Source organism: Arthrobacter sp. MDT2-34-1 (genome assembly GCF_059091365.1).
On sequence record NZ_JBNHGO010000003.1, the window covers coordinates 409,386 to 427,659 of the forward strand.

The 18,274-nt window shown below is 67.7% G+C and carries 21 protein-coding genes; 9 read left to right on the plus strand and 12 right to left on the minus strand.

What is annotated here, in order from left to right; translation table 11 throughout:
- Window positions 1-109 precede the first annotated feature (109 nt).
- Complete coding sequence (locus AC5RVV_RS15205; RefSeq protein WP_494002351.1) at window positions 110-1,759, minus strand: catalase; 1,650 nt, start codon at window positions 1,757-1,759, stop codon at window positions 110-112.
- 362 nt (window positions 1,760-2,121) lie between these two features.
- On the minus strand, window positions 2,122-3,348 hold the full coding sequence (locus tag AC5RVV_RS15210; protein WP_494002224.1) for an MFS transporter: 1,227 nt from the start codon (window positions 3,346-3,348) through the stop codon (window positions 2,122-2,124).
- A 225-nt stretch (window positions 3,349-3,573) separates the two neighbouring features.
- Here AC5RVV_RS15210 and AC5RVV_RS15215 point away from each other — a divergent pair, with 225 nt between their 5' ends.
- Window positions 3,574-4,053 carry a TetR family transcriptional regulator gene (locus tag AC5RVV_RS15215; protein ID WP_494002225.1) on the plus strand — a complete coding sequence of 160 codons (480 nt, stop codon included), beginning with the start codon at window positions 3,574-3,576 and terminating at the stop codon, window positions 4,051-4,053.
- Between the two features lie 158 nt (window positions 4,054-4,211).
- Here the strand turns inward: AC5RVV_RS15215 and AC5RVV_RS15220 are convergent, their stop codons facing one another.
- Window positions 4,212-4,580, minus strand: coding sequence for an iron chaperone (locus tag AC5RVV_RS15220; protein WP_494002226.1), 369 nt, complete (start codon window positions 4,578-4,580; stop codon window positions 4,212-4,214).
- Between the two features lie 58 nt (window positions 4,581-4,638).
- Complete coding sequence (locus AC5RVV_RS15225; protein WP_494002352.1) at window positions 4,639-5,574, minus strand: NADP-dependent oxidoreductase; 936 nt, start codon at window positions 5,572-5,574, stop codon at window positions 4,639-4,641.
- A gap of 169 nt (window positions 5,575-5,743) precedes the next feature.
- Between AC5RVV_RS15225 and AC5RVV_RS15230 the strand changes: the two genes are divergently transcribed.
- Window positions 5,744-6,370, plus strand: a complete 627-nt coding sequence (locus tag AC5RVV_RS15230; protein WP_494002227.1) for a malonic semialdehyde reductase — start codon at window positions 5,744-5,746, stop codon at window positions 6,368-6,370.
- 194 nt (window positions 6,371-6,564) lie between these two features.
- Here the strand turns inward: AC5RVV_RS15230 and thiD are convergent, their stop codons facing one another.
- Together thiD and AC5RVV_RS15240 are read right to left on the minus strand one after the other, a co-directional pair.
- A complete protein-coding gene (gene thiD, locus AC5RVV_RS15235; protein WP_494002228.1) occupies window positions 6,565-7,398 on the minus strand; it encodes a bifunctional hydroxymethylpyrimidine kinase/phosphomethylpyrimidine kinase in 834 nt (277 codons plus the stop codon).
- Between the two features lie 122 nt (window positions 7,399-7,520).
- Window positions 7,521-7,973 (minus strand): hypothetical protein, encoded by a 453-nt coding sequence (locus AC5RVV_RS15240; RefSeq protein ID WP_494002229.1) that lies wholly within the window; start codon window positions 7,971-7,973, stop codon window positions 7,521-7,523.
- A 199-nt stretch (window positions 7,974-8,172) separates the two neighbouring features.
- Between AC5RVV_RS15240 and AC5RVV_RS15245 the strand changes: the two genes are divergently transcribed.
- On the plus strand, window positions 8,173-8,880 hold the full coding sequence (locus AC5RVV_RS15245) for a queuosine precursor transporter (protein ID WP_494002230.1): 708 nt from the start codon (window positions 8,173-8,175) through the stop codon (window positions 8,878-8,880).
- On the opposite strand, the gene AC5RVV_RS15250 is transcribed toward AC5RVV_RS15245, so the two are convergent.
- Window positions 8,847-9,083 carry a hypothetical protein gene (locus tag AC5RVV_RS15250; RefSeq protein ID WP_494002231.1) on the minus strand — a complete coding sequence of 79 codons (237 nt, stop codon included), beginning with the start codon at window positions 9,081-9,083 and terminating at the stop codon, window positions 8,847-8,849. The genes AC5RVV_RS15245 and AC5RVV_RS15250 overlap by 34 nt on opposite strands.
- 321 nt (window positions 9,084-9,404) lie before the next feature.
- Here AC5RVV_RS15250 and AC5RVV_RS15255 point away from each other — a divergent pair, with 321 nt between their 5' ends.
- The 3 genes from AC5RVV_RS15255 (at window position 9,405) to AC5RVV_RS15265 (ending at window position 11,097) form a co-directional block, all read left to right on the plus strand.
- Window positions 9,405-10,118, plus strand: coding sequence for a TetR/AcrR family transcriptional regulator (locus AC5RVV_RS15255; RefSeq protein ID WP_494002232.1), 714 nt, complete (start codon window positions 9,405-9,407; stop codon window positions 10,116-10,118).
- Between the two features lie 233 nt (window positions 10,119-10,351).
- Window positions 10,352-10,783, plus strand: a complete 432-nt coding sequence (locus AC5RVV_RS15260) for a GNAT family N-acetyltransferase (protein ID WP_494002233.1) — start codon at window positions 10,352-10,354, stop codon at window positions 10,781-10,783.
- Window positions 10,780-11,097, plus strand: a complete 318-nt coding sequence (locus AC5RVV_RS15265; RefSeq protein WP_494002234.1) for a hypothetical protein — start codon at window positions 10,780-10,782, stop codon at window positions 11,095-11,097. The genes AC5RVV_RS15260 and AC5RVV_RS15265 overlap by 4 nt, the downstream gene beginning before the upstream one ends.
- A 127-nt stretch (window positions 11,098-11,224) precedes the next feature.
- Here the strand turns inward: AC5RVV_RS15265 and tgt are convergent, their stop codons facing one another.
- Window positions 11,225-12,484 carry a tRNA guanosine(34) transglycosylase Tgt gene (tgt, locus tag AC5RVV_RS15270; RefSeq protein ID WP_494002235.1) on the minus strand — a complete coding sequence of 420 codons (1,260 nt, stop codon included), beginning with the start codon at window positions 12,482-12,484 and terminating at the stop codon, window positions 11,225-11,227.
- 130 nt (window positions 12,485-12,614) lie between these two features.
- On the opposite strand from tgt, the gene AC5RVV_RS15275 reads away from it, so the two are divergent.
- Complete coding sequence (locus AC5RVV_RS15275) at window positions 12,615-13,673, plus strand: FUSC family protein (protein WP_494002236.1); 1,059 nt, start codon at window positions 12,615-12,617, stop codon at window positions 13,671-13,673.
- Window positions 13,674-13,715: 42 nt separating this feature from the next.
- On the opposite strand, the gene AC5RVV_RS15280 is transcribed toward AC5RVV_RS15275, so the two are convergent.
- Together AC5RVV_RS15280 and AC5RVV_RS15285 are read right to left on the minus strand one after the other, a co-directional pair.
- Window positions 13,716-14,492: an SRPBCC family protein gene (locus tag AC5RVV_RS15280; RefSeq protein ID WP_494002237.1), complete on the minus strand. Its 777-nt coding sequence runs from the start codon at window positions 14,490-14,492 to the stop codon at window positions 13,716-13,718.
- 55 nt (window positions 14,493-14,547) lie between these two features.
- Window positions 14,548-15,456 carry a DUF6707 family protein gene (locus tag AC5RVV_RS15285; RefSeq protein WP_494002238.1) on the minus strand — a complete coding sequence of 303 codons (909 nt, stop codon included), beginning with the start codon at window positions 15,454-15,456 and terminating at the stop codon, window positions 14,548-14,550.
- 359 nt (window positions 15,457-15,815) lie between these two features.
- Here AC5RVV_RS15285 and AC5RVV_RS15290 point away from each other — a divergent pair, with 359 nt between their 5' ends.
- Window positions 15,816-16,067 carry a hypothetical protein gene (locus AC5RVV_RS15290; protein ID WP_494002239.1) on the plus strand — a complete coding sequence of 84 codons (252 nt, stop codon included), beginning with the start codon at window positions 15,816-15,818 and terminating at the stop codon, window positions 16,065-16,067.
- Window positions 16,068-16,174: 107 nt separating this feature from the next.
- On the opposite strand, the gene AC5RVV_RS15295 is transcribed toward AC5RVV_RS15290, so the two are convergent.
- Together AC5RVV_RS15295 and AC5RVV_RS15300 are read right to left on the minus strand one after the other, a co-directional pair.
- The gene (locus tag AC5RVV_RS15295) at window positions 16,175-16,714 is read right to left on the minus strand and encodes an NUDIX hydrolase family protein (RefSeq protein ID WP_494002240.1); all 540 of its coding nucleotides are present in this window, start codon (window positions 16,712-16,714) and stop codon (window positions 16,175-16,177) included.
- Between the two features lie 118 nt (window positions 16,715-16,832).
- Entirely contained in the window at window positions 16,833-17,591 is a 759-nt protein-coding gene (locus tag AC5RVV_RS15300; RefSeq protein ID WP_494002241.1) for a VOC family protein, read from the minus strand.
- A 79-nt stretch (window positions 17,592-17,670) separates the two neighbouring features.
- On the opposite strand from AC5RVV_RS15300, the gene AC5RVV_RS15305 reads away from it, so the two are divergent.
- Window positions 17,671-18,264: a YdeI/OmpD-associated family protein gene (locus AC5RVV_RS15305; protein ID WP_494002242.1), complete on the plus strand. Its 594-nt coding sequence runs from the start codon at window positions 17,671-17,673 to the stop codon at window positions 18,262-18,264.
- Window positions 18,265-18,274: the final 10 nt, after the last annotated feature.

The window sequence follows — 18,274 nt, forward strand, 5'->3', positions numbered from 1 at the left end:
CGAGGGCCCGGCTGGGCGGCCGGCCGCCGGAATTCGGGCTGGATTCGGCCGACGTCCGGGATTTCCGCAGGTCAGCCGCCGCTTAAACGTGGAGGTCGCGCGGTGACGGCTACCGCTCCACTTTGACACGTTCGTTGGGCACGCAGTGCGTCATGGTCAGCCCGGAAACGTCCCGCGGCCCGTTCTTGCCGAGGTTGGCCATCCACTGCTGCTCCGCTTCGGAAAGGTTCTGGCTGGCCAGAGGCCCAAGGTCCTTCACCTCGTCCAGCGAGATGCCGATGCCGCCGCCCACGCCCTGGCCGAGCTCGTCCGCAATCATGTAGAGGTGCCAGAGCATGCGCTCCTGGATCGGCCGGTCGCACTGCGCCAGCGCGTTGGTCAGGTTGGTGATCAGGTCCTCGCGCTCCCAGTCCTCTTGCAGGTAGAACCGCTGGCCGGCCTGCAGGTAGTCGTTGGTCCGCTCGATCCGTTCCCTGGTCAGCCGGCCGCCGATCTCGGGACCGACGGCGTGGTGGTAACCGGAATCCTTCGCCGCCTCCTGCAGCCCGCCGGTGATAGTCGGCTCGTAGTTCACGTGCGGGTTCTGGCCCGGCGCGGTGTCCACAAAGTGCGTCAACTGGCCGTCCCGCTGGTTGGTGGCCACCGGCACCTTCGGGCTGTTGACCGGAAGCTGCAGGTAGTTCGGGCCCACCCGGTGACGCTGGGTGTCGCTGTAGGAGAACGTCCGGCCCACCAGCATCTTGTCGTCGGAGAAGTCGAGGCCGTCCACCAGCACGCCGGTGCCGAACGCGATCTGCTCGCTCTCGGCGAAGAAGTTCTTGGCGGTGCGATCCAGCACCATCCGGCCGACCGGCCGGGGAGGGAACTGCTCCTCCGGCCAGACCTTGGTATCGTCCAGCGGGTCGAAGTCGAGCTCGGGATGCTCGTCGTCGGACATCATCTGCACCACCAGCTCCCACTCGGGGTAGTTGCCGGCTTCGATGGCGTCGTAGAGGTCCTTGGTGTGTGACCCGAGGGTCTGCGCCTGCACGTTCGCGGCGTCCTCGGCGGTCAGCGACTTCACGCCCTGCTTGGGCATCCAGTGGTACTTCACCAGCACCGTCTCGCCGGCGGCGTTGACCCACTTGTAGGTGTTCACGCCGAAGCCCTGCATATGCCGGTAGTCGGCGGGGATGCCGCGCGGGCTGAAGACCAGCATGACCATGTGCATGGATTCGGGGGACTGGCTGAAGAAGTCCATCGCCCGGTTCGGCACCGACGCCTCGAACGTTACCGGGTCCGGCTTCTGCGAGTGGATGAAGTCGGGGAACTTGATCGCGTCGCGGATGAAGAACACGCCCAGGTTGTTGCCGACCATGTCCCAGTTGCCGTCCTCGGTATAGAGCTTCACGGCGAATCCGCGCGGGTCGCGGGCCACCTCGGAGGAATCACGGCCGCCGGCCACGGTGGAGAAGCGGATGGCGAGGTCGGTGCGCTTGCCCGCTTCCTGGAACAGCTTGGCGCGGGTGAACCTGCCGATCGGCTCGTCCCCCCACTTGCCGTAGGCCTCGAAGTAGCCGAAGGCCGTGGTGCCGCGCGCATGCACCACGCGTTCGGGCACGCGCTCGCGGTCGAAGTGGCTCATCTTCTCCAGGAACTGGTAGTTCTCCAGGGTCGCCGGGCCGCGGGCGCCGATGGTTCGCGTGTTCTGGTTGTCGTAGACCTTGTGGCCCTGGCGGTTGGTCAGGGGCTGGTCCGGGAACTGGGCCGCATCGGTCATCACTGATCACTCCTGGGGAAAAGGGGGAGGCCGCTCGCCGTGATTCCAGCTTCCTCCTCGGCCGCGGCGAGGGCAAGAGCCCGACGACGACGCGGCCGGGCTTCGCGGAGGAGTGCCCGTCGCGGTGCGGCGGGAGCCTCGCGGGAGTGGACGTGGCGGTGCGACGGGAGCTTCGCGGGAGTTCCCGGTGGCGGTGCTTTTCGCTCCCACGTCTTGGCAGCGGCTCCCGGCGTTTCGCCTAGTCAGCGCGCTTTAGGGGTAGCCAAAGATGGGCAGTTAGTCCGAGACATGGGAGCGAACACACCGGACGCCCGGTCCGGACCCCGGGCCCGGGCCCGGACCCGGCCCCGCCCCGCCCGGACCTACCGGTGGGCGAAGCTAAGCCCCAGGCGTTTCTCGCTCAAGTACACGCTCAGGCCAATGCCAAGGGCCGCGAACGTGCAGGTCATCCACCAGGTGGACTGCCAGCCGCCGGTAACCGTGGCCAGCCAGGCGATCATGGCCGGGCCGGTGAAGTTGCCGACGTTGAAGATCTGCTGCATCAACCCCATGGCGGCTGGCGGGGACCCGTCCGCCGGCGCCAAGTCCACGGCCATGCGGGTGAGCGTGGACGGGATCACCGAGCCCACCATGGAAAACAGCGCCACACAGGCGAACTGGATGGCCATGCCGCCCGGCGCAACGGTCCAGTCGATGCCGAAGGTGAGCACCGTCGTCGTGCCCATCAGGATGAAGGTGGGGATCATCAGCAGCCGCGGGGGGACGCCGCGCTGCAGCAGGGGAGCGGCGCCGATGGCCCCCAGCGCGTTCAGGCCGCCGACCACCGCGGACAGGATGCCCGGCCAGATCCCGGTGACCCCGTTCTGCTCATAGATGGTAGGCAGGAAACCGACCACGGCCATCCACTGGACGGTGTAGCAGGCGAACACCACGCCGGCGATCCACGGCTTGGGGGACCGGACGGTGCGGCCGATGCGACGGGTGGCCGCGGGCAGGCCGGAACCGTCGCGCCGCGGGTCCTGCGGCACGAACTTCAGCACCAGCGGGATCGGAATGAGCGTCAGGGCGGCCATGATCCACCACCACGTGTGCCAGCTGGTGGCCTGCAGGATGAGCGCGCTGGCCACCAGCCCGGCGAAGGTCGCGAAGCCCTGGTACGCGCTCCAGAAGCCGACCGCCAGGTTGACGCGGACCCCGGGCGTGTTCGCCCGGATGAGCCCTGGCGCCACCACCGTGGTCAGCAGGAAGCCCGCCCCTTCAAGTGCGCGGCAGGCCATCAGCACGGCGGCCGAGTCGGCGAACCCCCCGATGACCGATCCGATGATGAGCAGCCAGAGGCCGGCCAGCAGGCAGCGGCGTGCGCCGATCATTTCCGCCAGCAGGGAAACCGCCAAGCCACCGACCATGCCGGCCACCTGCACCACGCCCAGCAGCACTCCGGCCTGCACCAGGGACATGCCGAGCTCGTCACGGATCACGGGAATGGCCGACGGCAGCTTCCAGATGTGCATCGCGGCCGTGACGCCCGCCAGGACGACGACGATCCATGCCGCGTCTGCCCGCGGCCGGATGGCGCTGGTGGTGGCCACGCTGCTCCTTTCCGGGGGGTTCGATTAGTTGCCCGTACAGACTATCCGCGGCCGGAGAAGGGTGACGCGCGGCACGTAAGACGGGCGCCGGCGTCGTAATAGTTGACTACGATATGGGCGGAGCCGGGCGGGCTCGGCGCGCCATGCCGAGGCGCGGCGGCACCGCACCGCCGTGGATAGACTGGCCAAGGCGGCAAACCCGCCGGGGAACTACGGGAGGGCAACATGTTCGAACCTGGGGCGCCGATCGACGAGGTCGAGCGCGACGTCGAAGCGATCATCATGGAATTGGTGCACGAGCTGGGCGAGCGGGCCGACGCCGATCCGGAGCCGCTGGGCGCCGAGGAGCGCGCCTACATCGCGGCGTTTTCCGACGCCAGGGCCAACAACGACCGCAACCAGACGGCGTTGCTGTCGACGGCAATACGGCAGCCGAACCTGGCCGAGTCGCTGGTCTACCTTAACCAGCGGCTGGACCGGCAGGATCTTGACCCGCGCGAGCCCGTGGGCATCATCGGGATCATCGTCCGGCTGGCGATGGACGGGCTGTGGGTCTCCGACATGCTGGACAGCACGCGGTTCAAGCCGGAGGACCGGCGCCGGATCACCGACGTGCTCACCGGCATGACGTACCTGACCGACGCGCGGCTCAAGGAACTGCTGGCCGAGCTGGCGCCGAAGGGACGGGCGTCGCAGAAGGACTGACCAGCGCAGCCTGCGCCACCGGGCCCGCCCGCAGCTTCAACGGCTGGGGGCGGGCCGGCTGTCGTAAGGGTGTTCCCGTCGTCGTAACCGGCCCGCCCACAGCTTGACCGCTGGGGGCGGGCTCGTCGTCGTGAGGGGTCCGGGCCGTCCGGGGGGAACTAGGCGTCGGTTGCGTCGTGGCCGCGCTGCCGGGCCAAAGCCTTGGCCACCCGGGTGATCAGGTCGTACGGAACGGGCCTTCCCAGCGGAAACTTCAGGGTTCCCTTGGCCGCCAGGTACGGTTCCATGTCGTGCTGCAGCGCCGCATCGGCTTCCGGTACGGGGTAGAGCGAGACGTGGTGTTTCCAGCCGGCGAAATAGACCAGATAGTGTCCCTCAAACATGATGGTCGGTATGGCGTAGCTGATCTTCTCTTCAGCCCCCGGGACCGCGCTGTGGATGGTCTGCCGGATTTCCTGCAGGATGATCCTGACGTCCTCGGGGAACGACGCGATGTAATCGTCGATCGTCGCAAACTGCTCCGCCATCCTGACCCACCTGCCGCCTTCCGGCCTTGCCCTATCAGACGTCCTATCCGGCCACGTCCTAGCCGGCGTGTCCCGCAAACGGCGTCAGCACGATCTTGCCGGACGCGTGGCCCTCCTGGCTGTAGCGCATCGCGTCCGCGGCCTGATCCATCGAAAACGTGCGGTCGATGTCCACGGTGAGCTTGCCCGCGTCGGCCAGCTCGCTCAGCCGCGCGAGTTCGGCAGCGTCCGGGCGTACCCAGATGTAGTGGCCGCCGTGCTTGCCTGCGGTCGGATCGGCGATCGACGCGTGCCGGCCGCCATTGCGCAGCACGGCCAAGGTTTCCTCCAGAACCCCTCCCGCGAAGTCCGCCACGGCGTCCGCGCCCTGCGGAGCGAGCCCGCGCACGCGGTGCACCAGCCCGTCGCCGTATTCCACCGGTTCCGCGCCGAACTCCCGCAGCCGTTGGTGGTGTTGCTTGGAGGCGGTGGCGATGACCCGGAGGCCGCGTTCGGTGGCGAGCTGGATGGCGATTCGACCGACGCCGCCGGACCCGTTGTGGATCAGGATTGTCTCGCCGGTTGACGGGGCCAAGGCGTCCAGGGTCCGCTGTGCTGTCATGCCGGTGAGCGGCAGCCCGGCGGCCTGCTCCCAGCCCAGCGATTTCGGCTTGCGCGCCACCATGGATACCGGCAGCGCCACGAACTCCGCGTAGGTTCCGCCGCTCACGGTGTCCCGGCGGCCGTAGGCGTAGACTTCGTCGCCGGGAGCGTATTCGGGGGTATCCGGTCCCACCTCCTCGACGACTCCGGCCACGTCCCAGCCGGGAATCACCGGGAAGTGCACGTCCAGCATCGCGTCCAGTCCGCCGGCCATCACTTTCCAGTCCACCGGGTTCACGCTGGCCGCTTTGACCCGGATGAGCACCGCACCCGGTGCCACCTTTGGCCGCCGAACCTCCGACTGCTCCAGGACCTCCGGCCCGCCGTACCGCGAGTAGGTCATGGCCTGCATGGTCTTAACCAACGAATGCCGCCTTCCTGTTTTCGCTCCACCCTAGCGGCGGGTTGCAAGCCTTGCCTATGCAGAGGGCCGCGTAACGAACCTCACAGGCCCGCAGGAAATTCCGGCATGGAGGGGCGGTGTTCAACCCTGTAGACCCATCCCGCAACTAAGGAGTCACATGAGCGTCGAAACCGTTGACGTCAGCCTCGAGAACGAACTGGCCGTGGACCGCGAGGCCGCGAACCAGCTGTTCCTGGAAGCCCGCACCGCGAACACCTTCTCCGCCGAGCCGGTCTCGGACGAGCAGCTCGCCGCCATCTATGAGCTGGCCAAGATGGGCCCGACCATGATGAACAACCAGCCGCTGCGCATCACCTGGGTCCGGTCCGCCGAGGCCCGCGAGAAGCTGGGCGCCCGCATGGCGGAGGGCAACCGCGCCAAGACGCTGACGGCTCCGATGGTCGCCGTGCTCAGCTACGACGCCGACTGGCACGAGCACTTCGAGACGTTCTTCCCGCACGCTCCCGAGCGCAAGGCAATGTTCGACGACAACGCCGAAATGCGCGCCGAGGTCGCCAAGAACAACGCGTGGCTGCAGGCCGGTTACTTCATCATGGCCGTCCGCGCCGTGGGCCTGCACGCCGGCCCGATGGGCGCGTTCGACGCCGCCGGCATCGACGAGGACTTCAACGCCGGAACCTCCCACCGCACGTTCATGGTGGTCAACATCGGCACCCCCGGCGAGAACCCCTGGTTCCCGCGGCTGCCCCGCCTGGACGCGGAAATCGCCGTGCAGACGGTCTGATCCCGTCAAACCGCTGACGACGGCGGTGCCCACCCACCGGGGGCTCGCTAGCTTCCCGGGGGAGGGCGCCGCCGTCGGCGTTTAAGGGTGGCGGGCGAGGGCCGCCACCGGAAGGACAGCCAGGACAGCACAGTTCCTGCCGGTCATGACAGCGCGCGCCCCGCCGGACAGGGCGCCACGGCGTCGCCGGCCGGTCAGGACAGCGCGGCGCCGCCCTGCCAGAGTGCGTCGAACGGGGCGTGGGAGGAAACCCGCGCCTTGATGCCCTCGGTGACGAAGTGCTTGGCGGTCTTGGCCGCCTGCAGCGGGGTGGCGCCCTTGGCCAGTTCGGCGGTCACCGCGGCGGCCAGCGAGCAGCCGGCACCGGAGACGGCCACTTCGCCGACCTTCGGCGCGGAGAGCACTTCGAGGGTTTCGCCGTCGTAAAAGACGTCCACCGCGTCCGGGCCGGCCAGGCGCACGCCGCCCTTGGCCAGCACCGCGGCGCCGGAGGCCTCATGGATGATCTTGGCGGCCCGTTTCAGGTCCTCGACGTCGTTGATCGTGATCCCGGAGAGGGATTCGGCCTCGAAGTGGTTCGGGGTGACGAAGGTGGCCAGCGGCAACACCTGGGCCTTGAGCGCCTGGTCCGTGTCCAGCGCGTGACCGGGTTCCTGCCCCTTGCAGATCAGTACCGGGTCCAGCACGATGTTGTCCCATTCCTGGTTCTGCAGCGCCGCCGCGACCGTGTCGATGGTCGCGGGCGAGCCCAGCATGCCCAGCTTGACCGTCTTCAGCGAACCTTCATAGCAGGTTTGGATCGCCTCCAGCTGATCCGCGATGACGCCCGCGTCCACCGGGACGAAGCGGTGGTTCCAGTTGTCCTGGGGATTGAAGGACACGATGCAGGTCAGGGCGGTGATGCCGTAGGTGCCCAAAGCCTGGAAGGTCTTCAGGTCGGCCTGGGCTCCCGCGCCACCGGTGGCTTCGGAGCCGGCGATGGTCAGCGTGATGGCGGGCCGGTTGGTTTCGGTGATGGAAACAGACATGCGGCTATTTTCCACTGACACACCCTCAGCCTCCTAATGACGACGACGGCAGTGCCCCCACCGCCGGCGAGTGTGCGGTGGCCATCAGCTGAGCCGGCTGCCGCCCTCAAGCGCACGTCGGCTCAGCGGATGTCCACCATCCGCCATACGCTGAACCGGCCGATTGCCGCGGCCAGCCCGATCAGCGCTGCCAGTTCCAGCGTGCCGAGCGGGTCGCCGCTGGAGAGCGAAACCAGGATCAGGAACGAAGCAGCCGTCATGACCGCGAAGAACGCGAGCACGTGCAGCCATTGGTTAGCCACCGGCCGGAGCAACATGCCCAGCACGAAGGCGATGGGTGCGCCGATGACCAGCCCGATGCCGCCGGCGTACAACCCGACGACCAGCGCCAGGAGCGCGGCCGACGCGAATTGGTGCCAGCTAAGCGGGCCGCCGGCCAGGGTGAGCAGCAGGGCGCCCAGCGCGAATACGGAGACGGCCACGAGGAATCCGACCACGAAGGCCCCGAACCCGAACGTCACCCGGTGGCGCGGGTTGTCGTCCTCGAAGTCGTCGGGTTCGGGCTCCTCACTCATACAGCCAGAATAGGACGGCGGCGCCGTGAAGCAGTCGGGCATCGCAGGTGCCGGAGCGCGCAGCCCCGCGCGCATGGGAGAATGGTAGGCGGTCCGGGTGGCAGACGGACCCCTAGTGCTAATACAGCGGACGTTTCTTCAGGTCACCGTGAGGTGCGAAACGTTGCGCGAACCACTACTACGAGGGTGAACACCACTGATGACTGAACTGAAATCCCGCACGCCTGCCCGCTTTGCCTCGATCGGCAGCCCCTACTTCGGCGTCATGCTTGCCGTAATGGCGGTGGTCCTGATCCTGTCCAACATCGGCGCCTCCAAGGGCGTGGCCCTGGGCCCGATCATTACTGACGGCGGATTTTTCCTGTTCCCGCTGGCGTACATTCTGGGCGACGTGATCAGCGAGGTCTACGGCTTCAAGGTGGCGCGGAAAGCCATCCTCACCACCTTCGCGCTGTCGGTCTTCGCCTCGCTGTGCTACTGGGTGATCATCGCGCTGCCGGGCTTTGACGACGAGTTCGGGCAGATGAAACAAGAGGCACTTGAGGGTGCGCTCGGCCCGGTGCCTCTGATCGTGCTGGCCAGCCTCCTGGGCTTCCTCGTGGGGCAGACGCTGAATTCCTGGGTGCTGGTGCGCATGAAGGAGCGCTGGGGCGAACGCCGGTTGTGGGCGCGACTGATGGGTTCGACAGGTGTGGGCGAGTTCGCGGACACGCTCATTTTCTGTTCCATCGCGGCCTCGGTGATCGGCATCGGCGATGTCCCCACGTTCATTAACTACGTGGTCGTCGGCTTCGTCTACAAGACCGCGGTGGAATTCCTCTTCGTTCCTGTCACGACCGCCGTCATCGGGCGGGTGAAGAAGCGCGAACCGTCCTACAGCGCGGCGCCTTCTTCGTCCGCCGGCTGATCCTCGGCGGCGAGCGCCGGGACGCGTTCACTGAGCTCCGTCGGCGACAGGTTCGCTGCCCCGCTGATCTCCTCCGGGGCGGCCCCGGCCTTGAGCGCTTCGTCAATTGCAGAGTCCAGGATCGTCTCCGCCTGGTCCATTTCGCCCTGCAGCGTTTCTACAGCCGCGGAGGCGGTCCAGACCTGCTTCAAGTGCTCATCCATTGCTCTACTTCCTATCTCGCCGAGGGATGAATCCCGCCCGAAGGGCATGTCGGCATCGGTGGTGCGGAGTCCGGGGCCCGGAAGCCCCAGCTTACAATGTAAGCCCTGGGGAAATCGAGCCCCGCCGCCGATTTTGTGGCGTCTTCTGCCCAAAACTTTTCATACTTTCGCCAACGGCGGCAAAACCGCGGGTTACCGCGGAAAATCACGTACTTTTGGTACCGGATTAACCGGCTGCCGAGGGGGCTCCGGCCGACGGGCGGGAGGACAGGGCGAAGCCCGGCGCGTAGGCTGGGGCGCGAATGCAGGAGGGAGCGGTCAATGGTCGAACCCGAAACATCTTCGGCGGCTGATGCGGCCCACGGCGGCCACGACAGGCAGCGCCTCGATCGACAGCGGATCCTGGAGGCTGGGGCAGCCTTCATCGAACAGCACGGGGTCCGTCAATTGAGCATGCGGCGCCTCGGGGCGGAGTTGGATGTTGAGGCCATGTCGCTCTATCGCTACGTGCCGTCGCGGGAGCATCTGCTCGATGGCATCGTGGAGATAGTGGTAGATGAGCTGTACAGCGACCCGGAAGTGTATGTGGAACCCCGCCACGGGTGGCAGGACTACCTGCTGCGGTTGGCTCATGGGCTGCGGCGGCTTGCCGTTAAGCATCCGGAGGTTTTCCCGCTGATTGCCACACGCCCCACTGAGGCTCCCTGGGTACAGCCGCCCTTGCGCAGCCTGAAGTGGGTGGAGTCGTTTCTCAAGGCCATGACCGGCGCGGGTTTCAGCAACGAACAGGCCGTGGAGGCCTACCGGGCCTTCAGCAGTTTCCTTATCGGCCACTTGCTACTGGAGGTGGCTGCGCTCGGTGCCGATATAGGGCCGGTCGAGGAGGGCACGCCACCGCCGCCCGGCCAAACTGACCTGACCGACTATCCGCTGCTGCAGAAACTGCAGGGCCTGCTGTCCCAGGACCGCGCCAAGCAGGAATTCGAGGCCTCGCTGGACTGGCTGCTCGAGCGCCTGGACAGCCAGCTTTCCTGATCGCGGATACGATCCACGCCGTGCCGCGGCGGCGCTTCCGCCGTCGTACGTTATTGCGTCCGTAGTAAGGGAATTTAGCTGCGCCGTTTTGCAGATTGATAATAAGCATGCTTTGCTTACATCGTAAGCATGATTACCGTTTGGTCCGGCACCGCCGGACCGAGGTTCCCAGCCAGGGGTCCGGTCGGGTCACGCCCGCGCCCTCCGGTTGGAGACGCTAAGTGAGGAGAGGCATGCAGGTCATACGCAACAACTACGACGCATCACGCTTCGACGCCTATGTAGACGGAGAAGTAGCGGCGTCGCTGCAGTACAAGATCCAAGACGGTGAGATGTGGCTCCTCCAGATTGACGAAGACCGTTTGCACCGCGGGCTTGGCCTGGCCGACGAATTGGTGCGCCGGGCATTGGTTGAAGCCCACCGCCGCCGCCTGCGCGTATTGCCGTTCTGCCAGGAAGCCCGGCAGCAGGTCTTTAACCATCCTGTGTTCCTCCGGCTGGTACCGCAGGAACAGCGCAGCCGCTTCCATAAGTCGTGGGCCTTGGAGAGCAAGGCCGGGGCGGGTCGTCGCCGGCGCCGGGTGTCCTCCGGTGTGGCCCGGAATTCCACCGCGCCGAAGGCAACGGCCCGAAGTTCCGCTGCGCCGAAGGCAGCGGCCCGATGAGTGGCAAACTCAAGGTCACGGTCCGGGTCGACCTGGAGTGCTCGGCCGCGCACATCGAGGTACGCGGGCGCGTCGACGAGCGGAACGTTTTGGCCGTCTACTCTCTGGCCAGGCGGGCAAACTCGCTGGCGTCAGGACTTCAGATAACCATTGACCTGCAGAATGCCTCCGTGGACGGGGCAGTCCTGGCAGACCTGCAAGGATGTGCGGAGGCCGGAGCGCTGCCCGCACATGCCGACCCCGGGCAGTCCGACTGTTGGCTGAGCATTCTGGCTCCGGCCACCGAGCTCTCCGACGTGGCGCTGGCCGCCTGATACCCGGCCCGCACCAAGACACGGAAGGCCGCCGTCGTTCTCACGGAAACGACGGCGGCCTTCCGCCTGCCCGGACCTTGACCCGCCTCCGGCCTGCCGAAACCCTGTTCCGGGCCGCGCCGGTAGATCAGGCGTAGTAGCGGCCGAGCACCTCGGCCTTGAAGTCAAAGAAGGAACCGTCGTCGATGGCCAGCCGCGCGTCGTCGACCAGTTTTACGGTGAAGCGCTCATTGTGGATGGAGATCAGCGTGTGGCTGACCATCTCGTTTGCCTTGTACAGGTGGTGGATATAGGCGCGCGTGTAGTTCGCGCAGGTGTAGCAGTCGCAGCCGTCCACCAACGGGGTGAAGTCCATTTTGAACCGGCGGTTGGACAGGTTTTTGCGGCCGTCGGGCGTGTAGAACGCGGAATTGCGCGCCACCCGTGTGGGGGAGACACAGTCGAAGGTGTCGGCGCCGTTCTCTATCGCGGTGAAGATGTCGTCCGGTTCGGAAATACCCAGCAGGTGGCGGGGCTTGTCCTCGGGCAGCTCCTCGGTGCACCAACGCACGATCGTGCCCAGGTTCTCCTTCTCCAGCGCGCCGCCGATGCCGAAGCCGTCGAAGTTCATCGCTCCAAGGTCGCGGCAGGCCTTGCGGCGCAGGTCTTCATACTGGGCGCCCTGAATCACCCCGAAGAGTGCCTGGTACGGCCGGTGGGAGCGCTCCTCCGTGAGCCGCTCGTGCTCGGTCACGCACCGCTCGGCCCACCGCCGCGTGCGTTCCAGCGACTCCTCCTGGTAGCCGCGCGAATTCATCAGCGTGGTCAGCTCGTCGAAGGCGAACATGATGTCCGCCCCGAGCTGGTGCTGTACCTGCATGGAGATCTCCGGCGTGAAGCGGTGCTTGTCGCCGTTAAGATGCGACTTGAACCAGACGCCGTCGTCGTCCACATGGGCCAGGCGTTCCTTGCCGGGGGCCACCCGGTCGTCGGAGCCGCTGCCGGCCGCGGCCGCGTCCATGCTGATGACTTTCTTGAAGCCGGAGCCCAGGCTCATCACCTGGAAGCCGCCGGAGTCGGTGAAGGTGGGACCGTCCCAATTCATGAACCTGCCCAGCCCGCCGGCCGCATCGAGCACCGCCGCCCCGGGCTGCAGGTACAGGTGGTACGCGTTGGCCAGCAGCGCCTGCGCGCCGAGCTCCTTCATCGACTCCGGGAGGACGGCCTTGACCGTGGCTTTGGTGCCGACGGCGATGAAGGCGGGGGTCTGTATCTCTCCGTGCGGCGTGGTGATGGTTCCGGTCCGGCCCTGGAACGCGCCCCCGTTGTCTTCTACCTGGGCGGGGGCGGGGCTGGCGGTGTCGGACAGGCGGCTGCCGACGCGAAAGGAAAAATCAGACTGGGGCACCCCACCATTTTGCCTTACCGGGCGGCGGCCGGACTCCGGGGCATTGGGTGCGTGGGCGGTGCGTGCGTGGCTGCGCCCGATGAAAGACGGGAGCAAGGTAGCTACAGTAGGCAACCGAAAGGCGGAAGGCATGCTGAAGCAGCACGTGCGCGAGTTCTTCCGGGTTGGTCCGGCGCGCCAAGACCATATTGTTGCCACGCGTTGCGGCCTCAGCGTGGGCCTGCCGCTGCTTGCCCTGCTGGCGTTCGGCCGGTTTGACCTGATGGTATTCGCCGCCTTCGGCGCCTTCACGGGGATCTACGGCCGCGGCGAAGCACACGGCTCCAGGCTGCGGCACCAAGGCTGGTTTGGCGTCCTGATCCTGATGGTCATGTTCCTTGGCGCGCTCACTGCCCGGGCCGGCCCCGGACCCTGGGGGATCGTGTTCGGCACCACCGTGGTAGCCGGGTCGTGCTCCCTGGCAGTCAACTACCTCCGGTTGCGGCCGGCCGGGGTCATCTTCTTCACCTTCGGTTATGCCGCCATCGGCTCGATTCCGCCGGCGGCGCCGTTGTGGCAGGCGATGCTGACCGGACTGGTGAGCGTGGTGCTGGCCATGCTGATCGGGATCAGCAGCCGGTTGGTGCCGTCCTGGCGGACGTCCATGGCCGCGCCGCCGAAACAGGAACTGACCGCTGCACACTGGCGGGAATTCGCGGTGGAGGCCGGCGCGAATGCCGTCGCGGCGCTCGCGGCCGGGACGCTCGCCACCATGGTGGGTCTGGGGCACAACTACTGGGCGATGGTGGCCGCGGTGGCCCCGATCGCCGGTCCCAGCCTGGTCCAGCGGGTGAACAAGGGCGTGCACCGCATCCTGGGCACCTTTGCGGGCGTGGCGGTGGCCGGGGTGCTGCTGGCCCCGCACCCGGCGCCGTGGGTGCTGGTGCTGATGGTGGTGGCGCTGCAGTTCGCGGCCGAGATGTTCGTGCTGCGCCACTATGCCCTCGCGCTGATCTTCATCACGCCGCTGGCCCTGATCATGACCGAGCTCGCTGCCCCCACGGATCCTCAGGAGCTGATGGTGGACCGGGCTTTGCAGACCGCGATCGGTGCGCTGGTAGGGCTGAGCCTGGTGTACCTGATGCACCAGCGCACCGTGCGCATGAAGAACCGGCGGCGCTTCCAACGCAAGCACCGCGGCGAGGGATGAGCGGGGTTCGCCCGCCCGCCCTCCGGACTGCTGCGGTATGGTCTATTCGGCGACCGGCCCCGCGGTGCTGCCGAGCACCAGCGGGTCGGCTTCGGGCAGCGCGCTGCTGCGCCAGCCGTCCCAGGCTTTCCGGATTTCGGCGAGCCGGCGGGCACCGAGGCCGTAACAGCTGATCAGCACCTGGCAGCCGCCCTCCGGCCGGCCCTCCGGATGCGGCGGCGTCGTCGCAACAATCAGGAGGCCGCCGCCATGGTCGGCATATGAATCCACCGTCAGCCCGAGCTGGCGCTCCGACCGGAACCACACCTTGCCGGAGAGAGCCTCACCGGTGGACAGCGTGGCGGAGTACGGCTCGTCCGGCTCCGGCAGGTTGTCGAGTCCCAGGCTGGCGAGCAGGCCGCCGGGCGGCAGCGAGTCGGCGCCGAGGTACGTGGTCTGGCGTGGGTCGTTGGGGTGCCGCTCCAGGGCGAACCGCAGCTGCTGCAGGAAGGTCAGCCAGCCTTCGGTGACGTCCTCCCACCACTCGTCGGACTTCTCGCCGGACTCCCGGCCGCGCTCGAGGCTTAGCTGGACGCCGTCGCCCACCGGCTTCAGGATAAAGGCATCGCCGCCGCTCAGCCTGAGTTGTTTGTGGTCTTCGGATTCGGTGGCACCGGTGAAGTAGATCTCGCGGATCTCCTCGTCCAGGCCCTTCATGTCCCAGCCGTGCCACTGTGCAATGGACCTGGGCTCGCGCAGCATGACCCAGACCTGGCGGGCGTCCGCATTGATGTGGACGCTCAGGGGACCGGTCGCCGGTGCAACGTCGCTATCCGTCATGCGGCCGACTCTACCCGCGGGGCCGCAGGGGTGGCCAGAGTCGGGCGGAACGGGCCTAGGAGTTCCGCTGCTGGGCGTCCAGTGCACGGATCGCCACCAGCTCGTTGCTGATCCGGCGGTCCAACTCGACCGGCTCCAGGGTCTCCGATCCGCCGTGCGTGCGCAGGTACAACAATGAGCTCAAGCGCAGTTCGCGCCACTCACGCTCCACGTCGCGGTCGGCGGCGGCCATGGCGCGGTGGATTTCCTTGTCGTAGAGGTTCGGCTCGTTCAGCTGGCGCTGGCGGACCTCCGCGTTGACCTTCGCGCGGAACGGGTCCTCGTCGGCGTCGTCGGGGGTGCGCAGCGCCTCGGCCAGCCTCCGGGCTTCCTGCTGGTCCTCCTCGTCGCCGGACTCGCGCAGCATGTAGGCGGCCATGGCCATCGCCGACTGAATCCATTTCCACCGGCCGAAGTTCCCGTCGAACGGCTGGTCGATGATCAACCGGCAGACTGTGAGTGCGCGTTCGCGATCGTCCAGCTCCACGAACAGGATATGGGCCAGGTCCCGCACGTCCTGCAGGTGGCTGCCGGCCTTGGTGTTGAGGCCCCGGCTCAGGCGTGCGGCCAGCCGCTGCACCCGGGCATTGCGTGCGTGTGCCCGCGCCACCTCGACCACCACCGCCTCGGGAGTGCCTTCCTCGGCCGGGATCAGTTCCAGTTCAGCCAGCGCCAGCGCGCCGGGCAGCGGCGCGGGCCGGCGGGAGGAAGCCACGCGGATGCGCGAGCCGTGGGCAATGCGCACCTTGCTGCCGTCTTCCAGCGTGGCCACCACCAGCGCCGGCGTGCCGAAATCGTCGGGTACGACGGCGGTGCTCGCCACCGGCGCCGAGTGCTCGCCGGAGCGGGTCAGGAACCGGGCGCCCGCGGCCACGGCCTCGGCCTTGACATGGTGGATGTATGTCTCGGCCTGCTGTTCCGTCATGGGTAAATCCTTAGTCACGCTCGCGATCGTCTGAACAGTATATGAATTCGTTATCTTTTCGGGGGGAGGTGCGGCCCGGTGTCCAGCCCGCCGACCTGATGAAACGATGGATTGTGATCGGCCTCTCGCGCTGTCCAAATCCTGGGAATAGGGACGGTGCGCCCGGGCGTTGATCTCGGCACCGGAGACCGCGGGCCCAAAAAATCGGTGTCCGGCTCGGGATCGAGGACCAAAGATGACCGCGATCGCCGATAGCGTCAAGACATCGAAGTTCCCGCCGGAACCGTACCTCGTCGGTTGTTCCGACGAAGCACCTCACGCACAGCAGCCCTACATCCTTGTGAAAGCTGAATCCAGCCATGAGCATCATTCTTGCCCCGGAGGCCCGCCTTGGCGAAGCGCCGACACACGCCCCCGTGTACCCCGAGCAGTTCCGCAGCAGGAGCCGTTTGACCGTGCTGCTGCATGCCGCCGGCGCGGCCCTGACGGATCTGGCCAACCGCCGAAGCCAGCGGCCGGTCCAGCTGAAGCGGCTGAGCTACCAGGACCAGCACCGGGAGGAGTCCCGGGACCTCGCCGCCCAGATGTACGTCTGGATGCTGCCGAAGTAACCGGGCGGTCAAGCCGCCGGCACTCGGCGGGAGGCCTGCGCCGGCACTCGGCCGCGGTCAGCCCGCCGACCCACCGGGCGGTAAGCCCTCCGACATCCGGGCGGCGGTCAGCGGCACCAGCCCGCGTGAGCCAAGGCCTGGCGCAGCAGGTTGCCGCGGCCGCCGATGAATTCGGACTGGACCGCCTGGCTCAGCGCATCTTCCGGCGTCATCCAGCTCAGTTCCAGGGCATCCTGGCGCGGGTTGCATTCCCCGGTGACCGGGATGACGTAGGCCAGGGCCACGGCATGCTGCCGGTCATCGGTTAGCCCGGTCTCGGACGGCGAGGGGAAGTATTCCGCCACCGTGAAAGGCACCGGGCTGGCCGGCAGTTGCGGCAGGGCCAGCGGGCCGAGGTCCTTCTCCAGATGGCGCAAGAGGGCGGCCCGGACCGTCTCGCGGTACATGACCCGGCCGGAGACGAACGTGCGCACCATCTCGCCTTCGTCCGAAGCCTGCAGCAGCAGGCCGATCTCCGTGACATATCCCAGCGAGTCCAGCCGCACCGGCACCGCCTCTACGTAAAGCATCGGCAGGCGTTGCCGCGCCTCGTGCAGGTCCTCGTGGGACAGCCAGCCGGGATACGGGTCGGGAGTACGTACGCTCATGTACTTGTTCTACCGCACCCCTGCGACGCCAGTCACGCCGGCCGCCCCGCCGGCGCGTCCGTTCCAGTGCAGCCCAGCCACGGCCGGACCCGCCAGAACCGCGGAACCGCTGGTCCCGTCAGGGCCAAAGCGTCGGCGGCAGCGGGTGGTCTCCAGTCGAACCGTTTCGCGGGGCGCTGAACCGCAGGTACCCTCCGCTGGCCTGGTTCGCGCCGTCAGGATGCTCCACCAGTAGGACCACCCGGCCGGCCTCGTCCGCCCGGGAGCAGTCGTAACCGGCCGTGGCGAGGCGCTCCCGTAAGGCGCACAGGTCGCCGTCGTACTCAAAGGCCAGCCCAAGCTGCTCCGTACCGCCGTGCTGTACCTCGACCAGCCCGCCGTTCTTCGCCGCGAAGACCACGCAGGTGCCGTCGCCGCTGAACCGGGGGCGCGCGCCGATTCCGCGGAGGGTGGCCGCAGCACCGGATACGTCCGGCGTCACCCAGACCGGCATGACGGCCCACACCGGATCGGGCGGGTTGTGCCCGGCCTCGTGCCCGAACGACGGCGCGGCGGCCCGTGCCAGGAAGCTGAGGCCCGAGGGTGCGGTGATCCGCGCGGACCGGTCGTTGCCGGCCTCCTCGATTTCCGCCCGCGTGCCGTCGGCCACGGTGCGGCGGACAAATTCGTCGAGGTCGCGGACCTCGAAGCCCAGTTCCACGCTGCCGTCGGTGGCGTCGCCGGGATCGGCCGGGCGCAGGTCCAGCCGCCCCGAGCCGGCGGCGAACTCATGCCGGGCACCGCCGTCGTGGGCCACGCAGGCCAACCCCGCCGCGGTCAACAACTCCCGCCACGGCCCGATGCGGGAGGTGGACAATACGGGACGGACGCGCAGCATCTGGGTTCCTCCTTGGGCCGGCACGGGACGATACCCCAAAACACTAGACGGCGCGGCCCTGCCGTGCTGCCATGAGGGCATGGCCGTTGAGCTTCCGGAGTTGCTGGTGCCAGACGCCGCCGCATGGCGGGCCTGGTTGGAGGAGAACCATGCCTCGTCGGCCGGCGTCTGGCTGATCCTGGGCAAGAAGGGTGGAACGGTTACAGCCTTGGATTATGCCGCCGCCCTGGACGAGGCGTTGTGTTTCGGCTGGATCGACGGGCAGGGCAAGCGGCGCGACGCGGAAAGCACCCTCCAACGCTTCACCCCGCGGACGAAGCGCAGCATCTGGTCGCTGCGGAACGTCGGGCACATCGAGCGGCTGGAGCAGGCCGGGAAGATGCACGAGGCCGGCCGGGCTGCAGTGGCCGCGGCGCAGGCCGACGGCCGCTGGGAGAAGGCCTACGCCGGGCCCGCCACGGCCGAGGTGCCCGAAGACCTGGCCGCGGCGATCGCCGCCGTCCCGGAAGCGCAGGCGATGTTCGAGGTGCTCACCTCGCAGAACCGCTTCGCGCTGATCCACCGGCTGGCCCAGCTGAAGACCGATGCCGCCCGGCAGCGCAAGATCGCCGGCTTCGTGGAGATGCTGGCCCGGCAGGAGACGCCGTATCCGCAGCAGAAGAAGCCGTCCTGACTGCCGGGCG